Here is a 16,068-nt window from a genome sequence, read left to right on the forward strand (position 1 = left end):
CGCGCGTGGTGTTGAATGTGCGGGACCTGGCATGTGCGCGCGGTGGATTGCCCTTGCTGGAAGGGGTAAGTTTTTCGGTGACATCGGGTGCGGCGCTGGTTTTGCGAGGCCCCAATGGCTGCGGTAAAACCACACTCTTGCGCACCATTGCCGGATTGCAGCCTGCCTTGTCGGGCGAGATTGATTGCCCGCCCGATGCGATTGCTTATGCAGCACATGCAGACGGGATCAAGGCCACGTTAACTGTTGCGGAAAATCTGCGCTTTTGGGCCGCGATTTACGGCACATGCGAGACTTCTACCGCGCTGGAGCGGATGAATCTTTGCGCGCTGGCAGAGCGGGCCGCGCAAAACCTTTCCGCAGGGCAGAAGCGGCGCTTGGGGCTTGCACGGCTGATGGTGACAGGGCGGCCCGTCTGGGTGCTGGACGAGCCGACTGTTTCGCTGGACGTGGCCTCGGTCGCGCTGTTCGGGGATGTGGTGCGCGCCCATCTGGCGGGGGGCGGCATGGCAGTTATGGCCACGCATATCGACCTTGGCCTGCCAGAGGCAGAGATTCTTGACCTGACGCCATTCAAAGCGCGCCTGCCAGAAACCGGCAGTGGCGATTTTGACGAGGCGTTCTTATGACAGCGCTGTTGATGCGGGATTTGCGGCTGGCCTTTCGGGCGGGTGGCGGCTTTGGGCTTGGGCTGGCGTTTTTCCTTATTCTGGCGGTGCTGGTGCCGCTTGGCGTGGGGCCGGAACCACAGACGCTGGCGGTGATCGCGCCGGGTATCTTGTGGGTGGGCGCGCTGCTGGCCTGTCTGTTGTCGCTGGACCGTATTTTTGCGCTGGATTTCGAAGATGGGTCGCTGGATTTGCTGGCCACAGCGCCAGTGCCGCTGGAGGCCGCAGTCAGCATAAAGGCGCTGGCGCATTGGCTGACAACAGGGCTGCCATTAGTGCTGATCTCGCCTGTATTGGGGCTGTTGCTGTTCCTGCCGGCAGAGGCGTATGTCTGGCTGATCGTCTCGCTGGGGGTGGGAACGCCTGCGCTGTCGGTGATCGGTACATTCGGCGCGGCGCTGACTGTGGGGCTGAAGCGGGGGGGGTTGTTGCTGTCCTTGCTGGTGTTGCCACTTTATATTCCAACACTGGTGTTCGGGGCCGAGGTTGTGTCGCGCGGGGCCATGGGGCTGGCAGTGAACACGCCGCTGGCGCTATTGGCAGGGATCACGGCAGGGGCTGTGGCAATATTGCCCTTTGCATCTGCCCATGTGCTGCGGATAAACCTTCGGTGATCCGCAACACTGCGGAGTTGAGCGCGACCCGAGTGAAAGATAGGTAAGTCTCATGGCGTCTTTTTGGGAATATGCAAACCCGCTGAAATTCATGCGGACCACAGATTGGCTGTTGCCAATCGTGGCAACGGCTGCGGTGCTGGTGACAGCGACCGGCCTGATCTGGGGGTTCTTCTTTACACCCGATGATTTCCGGCAGGGATCGACTGTGAAGATCGTGTTCATCCATGTGCCTGCTGCGATGATGGCGATCAATGCATGGGTGATGATGCTGGTGGCCTCGCTTGTCTGGCTGATCCGGCGGCACCATGTCAGCGCGCTGGCGGCCAAGGCGGCCGCACCTGTCGGGCTGGTGATGACGCTGATCGGGCTGGTGACAGGCGCGGTCTGGGGCCAGCCGATGTGGGGCACATGGTGGGCATGGGACCCGCGCCTGACAAGCTTCCTTATTCTGATGCTGTTTTATCTGGGTTATATCGCGCTGTGGTCGGCGATTGACGACCCCGATACAGGGGCCGACCTGACAGCGGTGTTATGTCTTGTCGGATCTGTTTTCGCGGTCTTGTCGCGCTATGCTGCGATTTTCTGGAATCAGGGCCTGCATCAGGGGGCGTCGCTGTCGGTTGCGCCGGGCACGCGGATGGACTGGGCCTATAAGGCCCCGCTCTACACCTGCATGGTGGGTTTCGGGCTGATCTTTTTGACACTGGTGCTGGCAGGCACGCGCACTGAAATACGCGCGCGGCGCATGAAAGCCCTTGTCGCACGGGAGCGGATGGCATGATGCCCGACCTTGGACGATACGCGCTGGAAGTGTCGCTGGCCTATCTGGTCTCTTTAGGGCTGCTTGGGGGGCTGGCACTGTGGTACTGGGCGCGCGCGCGGTCAGTGCGCAGGCAGTTGGATGAAATCGAGACAAGACGAGGAAAGAATGGGTAAATTCAGACCGCTAATGTTCCTGCCGCCGGTGCTGTTTCTGGCGCTGGCCGCCTTGTTCTGGTTCGGGAACCTGCGCGAAGACCGCGAGGCGCTGCCTTCCGCGCGCGAGGGGCAGGAGGCACCCGCAGTGGTGCTGACGCAGTTGGGCGATCTGGACCTGTTCGATGACGCCACCTTGCGCGATGGCGAGGTGAAGTTGGTAAACTACTGGGCCTCTTGGTGCGCACCCTGCCGCGCCGAGCATCCGTTGCTGGAAGAGCTGGCGCAGGAAGTGCCGGTTTATGGCATCAATTACCGCGATCAGGCAGATCGTGCGCTGGATTTTCTGGATGAGCTGGGCAACCCATTTGCGGCCAGCGGGCAGGATGCTGCGGGCCGCATGGGGCTGGATTGGGGTCTGTATGGGGTGCCTGAAACCTATGTTGTCGCGGGCGATGGCACGATTATCCTGCGGTTTGCAGGGCCAATCACGCAGCAGGTTGTTGAAACCCGTATCCGGCCCGCGATGGAGCGTGCCGCGGCACGATGATCGACTACGCGCAAGAGCCTGAGTTGGAGGCGGCAGAATTTGCGCAGCTTTTGTGCGCATCCGGCCTATCCGAACGCCGCCCGAAAGACCTTGCGCGGCTGGCTGCGATGTTGCGCGGCGCGCAACTGGTGATAACCGCGCGCGATGCAGGCAGGCTGGTCGGGGCGGCCCGCGCGATCACCGATTGGGCTTATTGCCTGTATTGTTCTGATCTATGCGTTGATGCAGACTATCACGGCAGGGCGATCGGAAAGACCTTGCTGGCGCATACTGCCGCCGCCGCACCGCAGGTGAAGACATGTCTTTTACTCTCTGCCCCCGATGCGGTCAGATTCTATGAGCAGGCAGGCTTCCAGCGCCACCCGCATGCGTTCATTTTCGCGCATCGCCCCTGAAAGACTGAAAGCCTATTCGCGCACAATAAAGGGCAGGGTTTCACGCGCGGCCCCATCGGTCAGCACCAGTTCCCACCGCCCCGGCCGTGTCATCTGACCAGAACCGGACCATGCGCCACTGCTGTCTAGGCCAGTGTCCAATATGATGGCTTGCCCGCCCACAGGGCGCAGCACCACCTGAGGGTCTTGGGCTTCGGCATGCTCGACTGTCAGATCAACCCTGTATCCGCCATCTATTGCGACAGAGGTTCTGATCTGCGGCGAGATTTCGGCAGTATGCAGAAGCAATGTCTGGTTCGCGCCAACAATCGGCAGGGGATCGCGGACAAAAAACGAAACCGAGGCCATCAGCAGGATAAAGCCCATCACAAGGCCAAGCAGAACAAGAGCGATGATGCGGGTTGTCATATGGGCTTGAGTTCCTCTTATTTTTCCCAGCGGGGTAATCGCTGATCTGCACAAGGTCAACCAAGGGAGCCGCAAAAAGAGACCCCGGCGCAAGGCCGGGGTCGTCGGGTTTTATTGAAGGCAGCCCATATCAGGCCGCTTTGGCCAGATTGCGCAGCACATAATGCAGCACGCCGCCATGCTCGACATATTCCTTTTCGATACCTGTATCGATCCGGCATTTCAGCATGATGGTCTTCTCGCGCCCGTCTGCATAGGTGATCGAGCAAGGCACGTCTGACAGGGGTTTCAGATCGCCTTCCAGCCCTGTGATCGAGATCACTTCATCGCCTGTCAGCCCCAAGGATTTGCGGGTATCGCCGCCTGTAAACTCGAACGGGATGACGCCCATACCGACGAGGTTGGAACGGTGGATACGCTCGAAGGATTCAGCGATCACTGCTGAGACACCCAATAGGCTGGTGCCCTTGGCCGCCCAGTCGCGCGAAGAGCCGGCGCCATATTCGACACCGCCAAAGATAACCAGCGGCGTGCCTTCGGCCTGATAGGCCATGGCTGCGTCAAAGATCGCGGCCTGTGTCCCATCGGGGGCTTTGGTATAGCCACCCTCGACGCCTTCAAGCATCTCGTTGCGGATACGGATATTGGCGAAGGTGCCGCGCATCATGACCTCATGGTTGCCGCGCCGCGCCCCGTAGCTGTTGAATTCGCGCACAGGCACCTGACGCTCTTCCAGATACTTGCCAGCCGGTGTGGTCTGTTTGAAGCTGCCGGCGGGGCTGATATGGTCGGTTGTGATCATATCGCCCAGAATGGCCAGCACGCGCGCGCCCTTGATATCCGAGATCGTGCCCGCGTCTTTCGGCATGTCGCGGAAATAGGGCGGGTTCTGGATATAGGTCGATGTGGATGGCCAGTCATAGGTTTCCGAATCGGTCGTCTCGACGCCCTGCCACTTTTCATCCCCTTTGAAGACATCCGCGTAGCGGGACTGGAACGCATCGCGCGTGACAGTTTGCTGCACCAGATCGGCCACTTCCTTTTGCGTTGGCCAGATGTCTTTGAGATAGACATCCTTGCCATCGGGCGTTTGCGCGATCGGGTCCTTGGTGATGTCGATATTCATATCGCCCGCCAGCGCATAGGCCACCACAAGCGGAGGGGATGCGAGATAGTTCGCCCGCACATCCGGCGAGATGCGCCCCTCGAAATTCCGGTTGCCCGACAGGACCGAGGTTGCGATGAGGTCGTTTTCGTTGATGGCTTTCGAGATTTCTTCTTGCAGCGGGCCGGAATTGCCGATGCAGGTGGTGCAGCCATAGCCCACAAGGTTGAAGCCGATGGCATCCAGATCCTCTTGCAGCTCTGCCGCTTCAAGGTAGGCGGACACAACCTGAGAGCCGGGCGCGAGCGAGGTTTTCACCCACGGCTTGCGCGTCAGCCCCAGCGCGCGCGCCTTGCGCGCCACCAGCCCTGCGCCGATCATGACATAGGGGTTAGAGGTGTTGGTGCAGGAGGTGATCGAGGCGATCACCACCGAGCCGTCGCGCAACGTGTACTCTTCGCCCGCGACTGCGGCAGTTTTGCGCGGGTCGGTTGGGGCTGCGGGTGAGGGGCCTTCATCGGCCATGTCGGTGGCTTCGGAATCAGCGGCAAGACCGCGATATTCTGAGACAACCTCAAGAAACTTCTCGGCGGCGCGGTCTAGCGGTGTGTGGTCTTGTGGGCGCTTGGGGCCGGAAATGGCGGGCACAACAGTGCTCATGTCCAGTTCCAGCGTGCTGGTATAGATCGGCGCGTAATCGTCGCCGCGCCACATGCCGTTCTCTTTCGCATAAGCTTCGACCAGTGCGATGCGGTCCTTGTCGCGGCCTGTCTGTTCCAGATAGCGCAGTGTTTCCTGATCGATCGGGAAAAAGCCGCAGGTAGCGCCATATTCGGGGGCCATATTGGCAATGGTCGCACGATCCGCCAATGGCAGATGGTCCAGCCCTTCGCCGTAGAATTCCACGAATTTGCTGACCACGCCATGCGCACGCAGCATCTGTACAACTTTCAGAACCAGATCGGTTGCTGTGGTGCCTTCGACCATTGCGCCGGTCAGTTTGAAACCGACCACTTCGGGAATAAGCATCGACACAGGCTGGCCCAGCATCGCGGCTTCAGCCTCGATCCCGCCAACACCCCAGCCAAGCACGGCCAGACCATTGACCATTGTGGTGTGGCTGTCAGTGCCCACCAGCGTGTCGGGATAGGCCACGGTCTCGCCGTTCTGGTCTTTATCGGTCCAGACAGTCTGCGAGAGATATTCAAGATTGACCTGATGGCAGATACCTGTGCCCGGTGGCACAACGCGGAAATTGTTGAACGCGCCCTGGCCCCATTTCAGGAAAGTGTAACGTTCCATGTTACGTTCATATTCGCGGTCCACATTCATCTGGAAGGCGCGCGGATTGCCGAATTCATCAATCATAACGCTGTGGTCGATGACCAGATCGACAGGGTTCAGCGGGTTGATTTTCTGCGCGTCGCCGCCCAGCGCCTTGATCCCGTCGCGCATGGCGGCCAGATCGACGACAGCGGGAACGCCCGTGAAATCCTGCATCAGGACGCGGGCGGGGCGATAGGCGATTTCGCGCGGGTTCTTGCCGCCATTCGTGGCCCAGTCGGAGAATGCCTTGATGTCGTCAAGCGTGACAGTGTTGCCATCTTCGAAACGCAACATGTTTTCCAAAACCACCTTCAGCGCGGCAGGCAGTTTGGAGAAAGTGCCAAGGCCGGCAGCTTCTGCGGCGGGGATCGAATAATACGCGACGGATGTGCCGCCTGCGCTTAGGGTCTTGCGCGTGCCTGCGCTGTCTTTTCCGACAAATACGGTCATGGGGCTTTGGCCTCCCTTGAGGGTGAAAAGGGCTGTTGCTGCACCAGCCTTACCCTTTTCCGGCAAGGCCGATCAAGCAAAAACCGGCAATTTGTATACCGTTGTGCACAGTTTTTTTGTGGTGCCCCTGTTTACCCCTGCGGTGTGGCGATCTTGCCGCGTTCCGAACTTCTCGCAAAACCTTGATTGGCCCCACCCCGACTGCGTGGTTAGATCGGGTCCACACAACAAAGACGGGATGTTCACATGCGGCTGGCCAATCGCTTCGGGGTTTTCTTTTCGGCGATGCTTGGTTTGGTAACCCCTGCCGTTGCGCAACATAGCCCTGTGCTGGTTGAATTGTTCACATCCCAAGGCTGCGCTGCCTGTCCGCCTGCAGATAAGATTCTGGACACGCTTGCAGATCGGGAAGATGTGATCGCGCTGGCGCTGCATGTCGATTACTGGGATTATATCGGCTGGACCGACAGTTTCGGTCAGGCGAAATTCAGCAAACGCCAGAAAGATTACGCACGTTCCAAGGGGCGGGCCTCGGTCTATACGCCGCAGATGATTATCGGCGGCATAGACGAGGTGAAAGGCTCTGCGCAAGCGCAGGTGATGGGCGCGATTGCCACGCATCTGTCAGTATCCGTCACGGACAGCGATGTACGGCTGACCCTGACAGGGCAGCCGGGCAGTCAGATCCAGATCGAGGCGGTGGCGGCAAATGGGCTGTCTTATGCCGCAGAGGTGCAGCTTGTGCGCTATCGGGATTCGGAACTGGTTGAAATTCTGGGTGGCGAGAATGGCGGCAGGTCAGTTGTCTACCGGAACATCGTCACCTCTTGGGATGTGATCGGCACATGGGACGGGGTGCGCCCGTTCCAGCATTCTGTGCAGGTGCAGGGTGATGATCCGGTCGTAGTGGTTATTCAGGAACAAGGCCAAGGCCCCGTGCTGGCAACAGCGCGGCGCAGGTAAAATTTTCCAACGCAGGCGCATGACATGCGGCATTGGGTTGCTACATCTCTTTTAACGTATTTATAACAGGCAGGCACAGATCATGGCGGTAACGCTGGTTGTGAACGGAACACGCAGAGAAACCGAATTCGCCCCTGAAACCCCGCTTCTATGGGTGTTGCGGGATGGATTCGGCCTGACAGGCACGAAATTCGGCTGCGGTGTGGCCGCCTGCGGGGCCTGCACTGTGCATATCAATGGCGAAGCTGTGCGCGCCTGCCAGATTGCATTGGGCGATGTCTGGGGCGATGTGACCACGATCGAAGGGCTGTCGACAGGCGACACACTTGCCCCCCTGCAACAGGCATGGGTCCGCCATCAGGTCGCGCAATGCGGCTATTGCCAGTCAGGGCAGATCATGCAGGCGGCGCAATTGCTGGCGCAAACGCCCGCACCGACAGATGACGAGATTGACGCCGCAATGGCGGGCAATCTATGCCGCTGCGGCACATATTCGGCAATCCGCGCGGCCATACACGACGCCGCGCGCGCGCTTGACGGGCGGCGCGCAGGATGAGCCGCCTTGGCAAGATCACCCGCCGCACCCTGCTGGTAGGCGCTGTCGCTGTGGCTGGCGGGGCCGCTTTCGGTATCTACCAGATTCGCAAGCCGGTCACGAATCCGCTGCGCCCTGAACAGGGCGCCAGCCTGAACCCCTATGTCATCATTGACCAGCACGGCATCAGCATCATCGCGCCGCGCGCCGAAATGGGGCAGGGGGTGCATACAACCCTTGCCGCACTTGTGGCAGAAGAACTGGATGCCGATTGGGAAAGCGTGCGTGTGCTGCATGGCCCGCCCGCTGCCGCCTATTTCAATGCCGCGCTGGCGCATGGGGCATTGCCTGTGCCGGGCTATGCGATGCAGGACTGGCAGCGCAGTGTCACCGAAGGGTTGGGCGCCGCGACCAAGCTGCTGGGCTTGCAGGTCACAGGCGGGTCCACCTCGACCATAGATGGGTTTACGCGCATGCGCATGGCAGGCGCGTCCGCGCGCGAGGCATTGAAAGCGGTCGCGGCAGAGCGTTTGGGTGTGGAGATCGGCGCGCTGCGCACGGAATCCGGGCAGGTGATTGCGCCTGATGGCACCGAAATCGATTATCGTGATCTGGCCGAAGCAGCGGCCACGCGCCCTGTGCCGCAAGTGGCGCTGCGCAACCCTGATGACTGGAAGCTTTTGGGCCGCTCACTGCCACGCAGTGACATGCGCGCCAAGGTGACAGGGCAGGCGCAGTTTTCCACCGATATCAATTTGGACGGAATGAAGTTTGCGACAGTGCGCGTCTGCCCGTACTTGGGCGGCGGCATGGCGGGGTTTGACCCCGCGCCTGCGCTGGCACTGCCAGGGGTCGAGCAAGTGCTTGATCTGGGCGATGGTATCGCAGTTGTCGCAAGCAACACATGGGCCGCGATGCAGGGCGCAGAGGCTGTGCAGATCGACTGGACGCCATCGCCCTTGCCCGCAACCACCGATGAGATGTTGGACCAGATCGCGCGCGCCTTTGACACGCGGCCCAATTCCACCATGCGCGATCAGGGCAGCCCCGATGATCTCGCAGCCCAGATAGAGGTTGAATACCGCGCCCCGTTCCTTGCCCATTCCACGATGGAGCCGATGGGCGCGACAGCGCTGCTGCAAGACGGGCATCTGACGCTATGGGTGGGCAATCAGGCCCCGAGAGAGCACGCGAAAGTTGCGGCTGACGCGGCTGGGATAGCTGTTGAAGATGTCACGCTGCATACAGTGTTTCTGGGGGGCGGCTTCGGGCGGCGGGTAGAGACGGATATCACCCGTCAGGCGGCGGCGCTGGCAGCCATGTTGCCGCAAACGCCAATCCGCCTGACATGGTCGCGCGAGGAAGACATGCGCCATGACTTCTATCGCCCTGCCGCCATTGCGCGGATGCGTGGCGCTGTGTCCGACGGGCGCGCTGTTCTGTTTGACGCAAAGATAGCCGCCCCTTCGGTCACGCGTGCGGCCATCGGTCGGATGATCGGACGAGAGATGGGCGGGCCGGACAAGGGCCATGTCGAGGGCGCGTTCGACCAGCCCTATGCAATTCCGAATTACCGTGTGGCAGGGCATCTGGCCGATCTGGATGTGCCCATCGGGTTCTGGCGGGCCGTGGGCAATTCCTTCAACGGCTTTTTCCACGAGAGTTTCATTGACGAGCTGGCCCATGCGGCAGGGCGTGACCCGTTACAATTCCGGCTGGATCATGTCAGCGCGGAAAGCCCTGTGGCAGGTGGCGTGCTGGAGGCAGTGCGCGACCTGTCAGGCTGGGGGGCGCCTGTGCCCGAGGGTGTTGGGCGCGGGGTGGCGATGACATGGTCTTTCGGCACGCCGACCGCTGTTGTGATCGATCTGGAACGCGAGGGGGGCAAGATCCGCATCGCGCGCGCCTTTATCGCCTGTGATCCGGGACTGGTGCTGGACCCTGCAATCGTGCGCGCACAGATGGAATCGGGGCTGATCTATGGCCTGTCCGCGGCCCTGATGGGCGAGATTACCTTCACCGACGGGCGCGCGGATCAGGGCAATTTCCCCGAATATGACGCGCTGCGCATATTCAACACACCCCGCATCGAGGTGGCGATTGTACAGGACAACCCGCATATGGGCGGGGTGGGGGAACCGGGCACACCGCCCGCCATGCCCGCGCTGGCCAATGCGCTGTTTGCGCTGACAGGGCAGCGGGTGCGCGAACTGCCCTTGATCAAGCATGCAGATTTTCTGGTCTAGGTGACATTGCATGTCAAAGTTTGGCGGGCAGCGCGGCATAGCCGCGAAAGCGGATACGCCCGCCAGACACACGCCCGTCTTGGAAGCGGAAATTCGGAAAACGCGCCAGAAACCGTTCAACGGCGATACGCCCTTCCATCCGCGCAAGGGTTAGCCCCACGCAGATATGCGGCCCGCCCGCAAAGGCCAGATGGCGGTTGGGCTTGCGGGAAATATCGAAACGTTGCGGGTCGTCAAAAACCGCAGGGTCACGATTGGCGGCCCCGATGCACAGATGCAGATTGGTGCCGCGCGCGATCTGGTGGCCGCCGATGATGACATCCTCGGTGGTTTCACGGTTGCCGAACTGGTTGGGCGAGAGGTAGCGCAAGCTTTCCTCGATTGTGGAATTCAGCAAGGCAGGGTCCGCTTGCAGCCGCGCCAGTTGGTCGGGGTGGTCATGCAGCAGGGCCAGCGTGTTGCCAATCAGATTGGTGGTTGTCTCATGCCCTGCATTCAGAATGAAAATACAGTTTTGCAGCAATTCGCGCTCGGACAGTTGCGCGCCTTCAGAGGTGCCCATGATAAGGCGCGTCAGCACATCGGTTTCTGGGTCGCCGGGATATGCGCGCCGCCGTGCGACAAGATCCTTGAGATATGCCACAAACTCTTCAACCGCGCGGTTGCCGCGTGCCAGTTCGTCCTCACTCAACACAGGCTCCAGCGCGCCAAGTATCGCCAGCGACCAGTCGCGCAGCGGGCCGCGTTCGTCATGGGGGACATCCAGCAGATTGCCGATAATCTGGATCGGAATGGCCGAGGCGAAATCCTCGATCAGGTCAATCTGCGGGCGTGTCTGCATCCGGTCCAGCAGCGCATCTACCGCCGCAATCAAGCCCGGTTCCATCCGCGCAATCGCGCGCGGGGTCAGCGCCGAGGTCATGATCTTGCGCACGCGGGTGTGCAGGGGCGGGTCGTTGAAGACAAGCGACGTGGTGTGATGTTCATAGAGCGGCGCATCGCGGCCGAATTTCGGGGCGAATATTTCGGTTTTGTCCGAGGAATAGCGCGCTGTGTCGCGGTAGATCGCATCCAGATCGGCATGGCGTGTCAGCAGCACAGACCCATCGGGCTGGCGCAGCACAGGATGCGCGGCGAGAAGTGCGGCATATATGGCAAACGGATCATCACGAAACCCTGCGGGCGGGTTGGCAAGATCGAAATGGCCTGCGTCACTGGGTGTCATGGTTTTGCCCTCTCCTCGAACTCTTCCCTGCGCGCGCAGACTGCGCAAGGATCGGCGGCGGGGCAAGTGCGCGTGGCGCTTTTCTTCTGTGGCCTGTGCCGATACTCTGACACGGTAGTGTAACAAAGGGTGCCGCAGGGGTGAGTCGGATCGACAGATATCTGTTGGCGCAGTTATTGGCTGTATTTGCCTTTTTCTCGCTGGTGCTGGTCTCGGTCTATTGGGTCAACCGTGCCGCACGGCTGTTTGATGCGCTGATCGGCGACGGGCAGAGTTTCTGGGTGTTTCTGGAATTATCCGCCCTGACGCTTCCCAATGTGATTCGCGTGGTGCTGCCGCTTTCGGCCTTTGCGGCGGCAGTGTATGTGGCCATTCGCATGTCACGCGACAATGAAATGGTCGTGCTGCAAGGCAGCGGCATGTCCTATCTGCGCATGCTGCGCCCTGTGGCGCTGTTCGGGGTGATTGTCGCCCTGATGCTGGCGCTGCTGATGCATGTGCTGATGCCCCTGTCGCGCGCACAACTGACCGAACGTCAGGTCGAGATTGCCGAAAACATCACCACGCGGTTTTTGCGCGCGGGCGAGTTTCTGGAACCTGCGGATGGAATTGTCGTCTTCCTGCGCAACGTCACGCCAGAGGGGAAACTGGAAGATGTGTTCCTCTCCGATGCGCGCAGCCCGGGCACGCGGGTGGAATATAATGCCGCATCGGCGCTGCTGGTGCCGGGGCCGCAAGGGCCTGTGCTGGTCATGCTGGACGGGGTGGCGCTGATCTATTCCGAGGGGTCAGAGCGGCTGACCACGATTGCGTTTGATGATCTGAGTTATGACGTGGGCGCGCTGATCGGCCCTGCGGGGCGCGGCCCTGATGTGCGCGAATTGCCAACGCGGCTGCTGCGCGATGCCGACAGCGCCACGCTTGCACCAATGGGCCTGACACTGGCAGAGGTGCGGTTCGAATTGATGTCGCGCCACGCGCAACCGCTGCTGGCGGTTGTCACCTCGCTTATCGGGTTTGCGGCTGTGTTTCTGGGCCAGTTCAGCCGCCTTGGTGCATGGCGTCAGGTCTTGGCGGCGATTGTGGCGCTGGCGCTGATTCAGTTGGTGGGCAATGCCAGTTCCGGCCCGGCGCTGCGCGATGCAGCCCGCGCGGGGCTGGCCTTTGTGCCTGTGGGGCTGGGGCTGGTGGTGATGGGTGCAATGGTGCTGTGGGTGTCCTGGCCACGCCGCATGCGGCAGCGGGGGCGCATATGATCCTTGAACGGTACCTGATGCGGCGGGTGGCAGGCAGTTTCCTGATGGTCTCGGGCATTTTTCTAAGCATGCTTCTGCTTTTGGATATGGTCGAGCAGATGCGCAGGCTGGCAGGGCAATCTGTCAGTTTCGGGCAGGTCTTGCGCCTGTCCGCATTGAACCTGCCCGAAGGATTTTACGAGATTGCCCCATTGGTACTGATGTTGGCCGCAATGTGGGTGGGGCTGGGCTGGTCGCGCACGTCCGAGTTTGTTGTGATCCGCGCGACCGGCAAATCCGTGCCGCGTCTGGTTGTCGTGCCCGCTTTGGCGGTGCTGGTTGCAAGCATGGGCTTTGTGGCGGTGATGAACCCGCTTGTGGCGGGTGCATCGCGGGAATACAGCCGCGCGCTGGCCGTGATGCAAGACCAGCCCGGCACCGTGGCGACCATCAGCACACAAGGGCTATGGTTGCGTCAGGCCGATGCGCAGGGGCAGACTGTCATTCATGCCATGACCGCCGAAGCCACTGGCACGATTTTGCAAAACGCCACTTTCTTGGTGTTTCACGGCACAGACGGGGTTACCCGCCGCCTGCATGCAGAGCGCGCGGTCCTGCGCCCGGGCCTGTGGCAGCTTGACCGCGTCAAACTGTGGGATTTGTCGGCGCCCAACCCCGAACACGCCGCCGAATTCCGCGACAGGCTGGATGTGCCCACCGACCTGACGCCGGAACAGATCCGCGACAGCTTTGCACAGGTTCGCGCCATTCCACTGCAGCAATTGCCCGCGTTCATTGCGACGCTGGAACGCGCGGGTTTTTCGGCATTGGAACACCGGATGCGCCTGAATATGGAGCTGGCCTTGCCGGTTATGCTGACAGGGCTGATGCTGCTGGCGCTGGCACTCAGCATTCACCACATGCGCGCTGGCAGTGCCGGTGTGCGCGCGCTGATCACGATTCTGGCTGGATTTGCGCTGTTCTTTCTGCGTAACTTTGCGCAAGTCCTTGGGGAAAGCGGACAGATTCCGGTGAGTCTGGCAGCATGGGGGCTGCCGGTTGCCACGCTGCTGATGGCAATCGGGGTTATGCTGAATCTGGAGGAAGGGTGATGCCCGAAAGGCATCCAACACAAGCAGTGTGCAGGCGTTTTGCGCCACGCATTTTGCATGCGCTATGTGCGGGGGTCATGCTGGGGGCAGTGGGCCTTGGGCCTTGGGCGCAGCCTGTCTTGGCGCAGACCAATGCGCAAGAGGCGCGATTCGCAACATTGGTCGCGGATGAGTTGCGCATTGACGGCGCTGACAGGCTTGTTGCGCAAGGCAATGTCGAGGCGCTGTTTGGCACGACCCGCCTGCAAGCGCGGCGCGTGGTCTATAACCGGCGGGATGGCAGCTTGCAGATTGACGGGCCCTTGGTGCTGAATGACGGGCGCGAGGTGATCATTCTGGCCGATCAGGCCGAGATGTCGGATGCCCTGCGGCGCGGCTTGATCCGCTCGGCGCGTGTGGTGTTTGACGAGCAGTTGCAAATTGCGGCCCATTCGGTGGAACGGCTGGACGGGCGTTTTACCGAAATGAACAATGTCATCGCGTCCAGCTGCGAGATTTGCGCGCAGCGGCGCACCCCGCTTTGGGAAATTCGCGCCCGCCGCGTGGTGCATGACGAGATGGAACAACAGGTCTATTTTGAAAATGCGCAATTCCGCATGTTTGGCCTGCCTTTGGCCTATATTCCGCGCTTGCGCGTGCCTGACCCCAGATTGCAGCGCGCCAGCGGCTTTCTCAGCCCACGGTTTTCTATTGATACCGGGCATGGGGTCGGGCTGCGCACGCCGTATTTTCTTGTGTTGTCGCAAGACAGGGATCTGACCCTCACCCCCTTTCTGGGGTCCAAAGGGACGCAAGCGCTTGAGTTTCGCTACCGGCAGGCTTTCGCGTCAGGGCGGCTAGAGTTTGGTGGTCTTGTCGCGCGCGATTCGATCAGGCCCGGCACGACACGGGGTTTTGGCTATGCCGAAGGTGAATTCGCGCTTGGGCGCGGGTATACGTTTAGCTTCAACCTGATCCAGCCCACAGATAAACGTGTGTTGGACGATTACGATCGCGGCGCGGCGCGGCTGACAAGTGATATCACCTTGCAGCAGGTGCGCCGCGACGCGCGCATGCGTGTGCAACTGTTGCAGTTCCGGTCCATGCGGTTGAATGACGCGAATGCCACCCTGCCCAATCAGGTCGGGCAGGCCGTGCTGGAGCGGCGCATGGATGTGCCGGGCTTGGGCGGCGTGGCAGGCTTCCGGCTGGAAGCGCATGTGCACCAGCGCAGGCAGGCTTTGGGTGCGGCGGCACTGCCTGCCGCGACCCCGTCCATGACAACCGGCGCGCGCCCGCGCCGCATCGGCCGGCTTAGCCTTGATCTGGACTGGCGGCGCGACACAGTTCTGCCATGGGGGGTGCTGGGGGCCGTGGGGGGACAAGTCGGGCTGGACCAGTTCAGCCTGTCGGATACGGGCGGTGCATTTCCCAACTCTGCCACGCGGATCACGCCCAACCTGATGGCAGAGTTGCGCTGGCCGCTGGTGCGCAGCGGGGCAAATGCTGTCACACATGTGATCGAACCTGTCGCGCAGGTGATCTGGGGGCGCGACCGTCTGGACAGCCTGCCGCATGAGGGCAACCGCATGCCCGAACTGGATGAGGGCAATCTGTTCAGCTATGACCGTTTCGCCAGCCGTGACAGTCGGGAGGGCGGCTTGCGGGCCAATCTTGGAATCAGCTGGACGCGCCGCGACGCGGACGGATGGTCCAGTACATTGACGCTGGGGCGCATCTGGCGGCAGCGCGATCCGGGGCAATTCGCCTCTGCAACGCCGCTGTCAGGGGCGCAGTCCGACTGGTTTATTGCAGGCAGCATCGACACTCTGATCGGGCTGCAACTGAGCAACCGTTCGGTTTTCACCTCGGATTTCCGGCTGCAACGCACGGCATTGGAGCTGGATTGGACAAGTGAAAACTATACGATTTCAACAAGCTATATGCGGATCATCGATAACCCGTTTGAAGGGCGCTTGCGTTCAGCCTCTGAATGGAGCTTTGACGGCACCCGCGATATAGATGATTTCTGGACCGCGCGGGTGGGCTGGCGCTATGATATTGCCCGCAACCGCGCCGCGCGTGCAATGGTCGGTTTGGGGTATGAAAACGAGTGTCTGCGTATGGCGATCGGGATCGAGCGGCAATTCGCGTCTGCCACCTCTGTGGATGATCGGACAAGTCTGGGGTTGAGTGTGGATATTCTGGGGCTTGGCGGCAATCCGTCCCGGGCGCGCAGCAGGTGCAATGACATCTGACATGGGCTGCGCGCGTGCCGCGACGGGGCCTGTGCAAGATGCAAGTATGATGACAATGCCCGCAAAAGCGTGTAACCCGCA

15 protein-coding genes are annotated in these 16,068 nt (G+C 61.1%); 12 read left to right on the forward strand and 3 right to left on the reverse strand.

Annotated features, from left to right (window positions below; all coding sequences use genetic code 11):
* Positions 1 to 5: 5 nt before the first annotated feature.
* From ccmA to BG455_RS04815, 6 genes are read left to right on the forward strand one after another with little or no spacing between them, the layout of a single operon-like run.
* Positions 6 to 629, forward strand: coding sequence for a heme ABC exporter ATP-binding protein CcmA (gene ccmA / locus BG455_RS04790; protein ID WP_071468838.1), 624 nt, complete (start codon positions 6 to 8; stop codon positions 627 to 629).
* Complete coding sequence (ccmB, locus tag BG455_RS04795; protein ID WP_071468839.1) at positions 626 to 1,282, forward strand: heme exporter protein CcmB; 657 nt, start codon at positions 626 to 628, stop codon at positions 1,280 to 1,282. Before ccmA ends, ccmB begins: the two co-directional genes overlap by 4 nt.
* A gap of 52 nt (positions 1,283 to 1,334) precedes the next feature.
* Complete coding sequence (locus BG455_RS04800) at positions 1,335 to 2,066, forward strand: heme ABC transporter permease (RefSeq protein ID WP_071468840.1); 732 nt, start codon at positions 1,335 to 1,337, stop codon at positions 2,064 to 2,066.
* The gene (ccmD, locus tag BG455_RS04805; RefSeq protein WP_071468841.1) at positions 2,063 to 2,221 is read left to right on the forward strand and encodes a heme exporter protein CcmD; all 159 of its coding nucleotides are present in this window, start codon (positions 2,063 to 2,065) and stop codon (positions 2,219 to 2,221) included. The genes BG455_RS04800 and ccmD overlap by 4 nt, the downstream gene beginning before the upstream one ends.
* Positions 2,214 to 2,750: a DsbE family thiol:disulfide interchange protein gene (locus BG455_RS04810; protein ID WP_071468842.1), complete on the forward strand. Its 537-nt coding sequence runs from the start codon at positions 2,214 to 2,216 to the stop codon at positions 2,748 to 2,750. Before ccmD ends, BG455_RS04810 begins: the two co-directional genes overlap by 8 nt.
* On the forward strand, positions 2,747 to 3,145 hold the full coding sequence (locus BG455_RS04815; RefSeq protein ID WP_071468843.1) for a GNAT family N-acetyltransferase: 399 nt from the start codon (positions 2,747 to 2,749) through the stop codon (positions 3,143 to 3,145). The genes BG455_RS04810 and BG455_RS04815 overlap by 4 nt, the downstream gene beginning before the upstream one ends.
* Positions 3,146 to 3,157: 12 nt before the next feature.
* Here the strand turns inward: BG455_RS04815 and BG455_RS04820 are convergent, their stop codons facing one another.
* Together BG455_RS04820 and acnA are read right to left on the reverse strand one after the other, a co-directional pair.
* Complete coding sequence (locus BG455_RS04820) at positions 3,158 to 3,553, reverse strand: hypothetical protein (RefSeq protein ID WP_071468844.1); 396 nt, start codon at positions 3,551 to 3,553, stop codon at positions 3,158 to 3,160.
* Between the two features lie 130 nt (positions 3,554 to 3,683).
* On the reverse strand, positions 3,684 to 6,434 hold the full coding sequence (gene acnA, locus BG455_RS04825; protein ID WP_071468845.1) for an aconitate hydratase AcnA: 2,751 nt from the start codon (positions 6,432 to 6,434) through the stop codon (positions 3,684 to 3,686).
* Positions 6,435 to 6,680: 246 nt separating this feature from the next.
* On the opposite strand from acnA, the gene BG455_RS04830 reads away from it, so the two are divergent.
* From BG455_RS04830 to BG455_RS04840, 3 genes are all read left to right on the forward strand, one after another.
* The gene (locus BG455_RS04830) at positions 6,681 to 7,397 is read left to right on the forward strand and encodes a DUF1223 domain-containing protein (RefSeq protein ID WP_071468846.1); all 717 of its coding nucleotides are present in this window, start codon (positions 6,681 to 6,683) and stop codon (positions 7,395 to 7,397) included.
* Between the two features lie 82 nt (positions 7,398 to 7,479).
* Positions 7,480 to 7,953: a (2Fe-2S)-binding protein gene (locus tag BG455_RS04835; RefSeq protein WP_071468847.1), complete on the forward strand. Its 474-nt coding sequence runs from the start codon at positions 7,480 to 7,482 to the stop codon at positions 7,951 to 7,953.
* Entirely contained in the window at positions 7,950 to 10,178 is a 2,229-nt protein-coding gene (locus BG455_RS04840) for a xanthine dehydrogenase family protein molybdopterin-binding subunit (RefSeq protein WP_071468848.1), read from the forward strand. The genes BG455_RS04835 and BG455_RS04840 overlap by 4 nt, the downstream gene beginning before the upstream one ends.
* A gap of 13 nt (positions 10,179 to 10,191) precedes the next feature.
* Here BG455_RS04840 and BG455_RS04845 read toward each other — a convergent pair whose 3' ends face one another.
* Positions 10,192 to 11,403 (reverse strand): cytochrome P450, encoded by a 1,212-nt coding sequence (locus BG455_RS04845; protein ID WP_071468849.1) that lies wholly within the window; start codon positions 11,401 to 11,403, stop codon positions 10,192 to 10,194.
* A 140-nt stretch (positions 11,404 to 11,543) separates the two neighbouring features.
* On the opposite strand from BG455_RS04845, the gene lptF reads away from it, so the two are divergent.
* The 3 genes from lptF to BG455_RS04860 all read left to right on the forward strand — a co-directional run bounded on the left by lptF (position 11,544) and on the right by BG455_RS04860 (position 15,987).
* On the forward strand, positions 11,544 to 12,659 hold the full coding sequence (gene lptF, locus BG455_RS04850; protein WP_071468850.1) for an LPS export ABC transporter permease LptF: 1,116 nt from the start codon (positions 11,544 to 11,546) through the stop codon (positions 12,657 to 12,659).
* Entirely contained in the window at positions 12,656 to 13,750 is a 1,095-nt protein-coding gene (gene lptG / locus BG455_RS04855) for an LPS export ABC transporter permease LptG (protein WP_071468851.1), read from the forward strand. The genes lptF and lptG overlap by 4 nt, the downstream gene beginning before the upstream one ends.
* A gap of 77 nt (positions 13,751 to 13,827) precedes the next feature.
* Positions 13,828 to 15,987, forward strand: coding sequence for an LPS-assembly protein LptD (locus tag BG455_RS04860; RefSeq protein WP_071469122.1), 2,160 nt, complete (start codon positions 13,828 to 13,830; stop codon positions 15,985 to 15,987).
* Positions 15,988 to 16,068: the final 81 nt, after the last annotated feature.

Origin of the sequence: Roseinatronobacter thiooxidans (assembly GCF_001870675.1) — a bacterium.
GTDB lineage: Bacteria > Pseudomonadota > Alphaproteobacteria > Rhodobacterales > Rhodobacteraceae > Roseinatronobacter > Roseinatronobacter thiooxidans.

Coding starts and splice junctions, on each gene's coding strand:
- ccmB (WP_071468839.1), top strand. CDS start 626: ATGACAGCGCTGTTGATGCGGGATTTGCGGCTGGCCTTTCGGGCGGGT.
- BG455_RS04800 (WP_071468840.1), top strand. CDS start 1,335: ATGGCGTCTTTTTGGGAATATGCAAACCCGCTGAAATTCATGCGGACC.
- ccmD (WP_071468841.1), top strand. CDS start 2,063: ATGATGCCCGACCTTGGACGATACGCGCTGGAAGTGTCGCTGGCCTAT.
- BG455_RS04810 (WP_071468842.1), top strand. CDS start 2,214: ATGGGTAAATTCAGACCGCTAATGTTCCTGCCGCCGGTGCTGTTTCTG.
- BG455_RS04815 (WP_071468843.1), top strand. CDS start 2,747: ATGATCGACTACGCGCAAGAGCCTGAGTTGGAGGCGGCAGAATTTGCG.
- BG455_RS04820 (WP_071468844.1), bottom strand. CDS start 3,553: ATGACAACCCGCATCATCGCTCTTGTTCTGCTTGGCCTTGTGATGGGC.
- acnA (WP_071468845.1), bottom strand. CDS start 6,434: ATGACCGTATTTGTCGGAAAAGACAGCGCAGGCACGCGCAAGACCCTA.
- BG455_RS04830 (WP_071468846.1), top strand. CDS start 6,681: ATGCGGCTGGCCAATCGCTTCGGGGTTTTCTTTTCGGCGATGCTTGGT.
- BG455_RS04835 (WP_071468847.1), top strand. CDS start 7,480: ATGGCGGTAACGCTGGTTGTGAACGGAACACGCAGAGAAACCGAATTC.
- BG455_RS04840 (WP_071468848.1), top strand. CDS start 7,950: ATGAGCCGCCTTGGCAAGATCACCCGCCGCACCCTGCTGGTAGGCGCT.
- BG455_RS04845 (WP_071468849.1), bottom strand. CDS start 11,403: ATGACACCCAGTGACGCAGGCCATTTCGATCTTGCCAACCCGCCCGCA.
- lptG (WP_071468851.1), top strand. CDS start 12,656: ATGATCCTTGAACGGTACCTGATGCGGCGGGTGGCAGGCAGTTTCCTG.
- BG455_RS04860 (WP_071469122.1), top strand. CDS start 13,828: ATGCTGGGGGCAGTGGGCCTTGGGCCTTGGGCGCAGCCTGTCTTGGCG.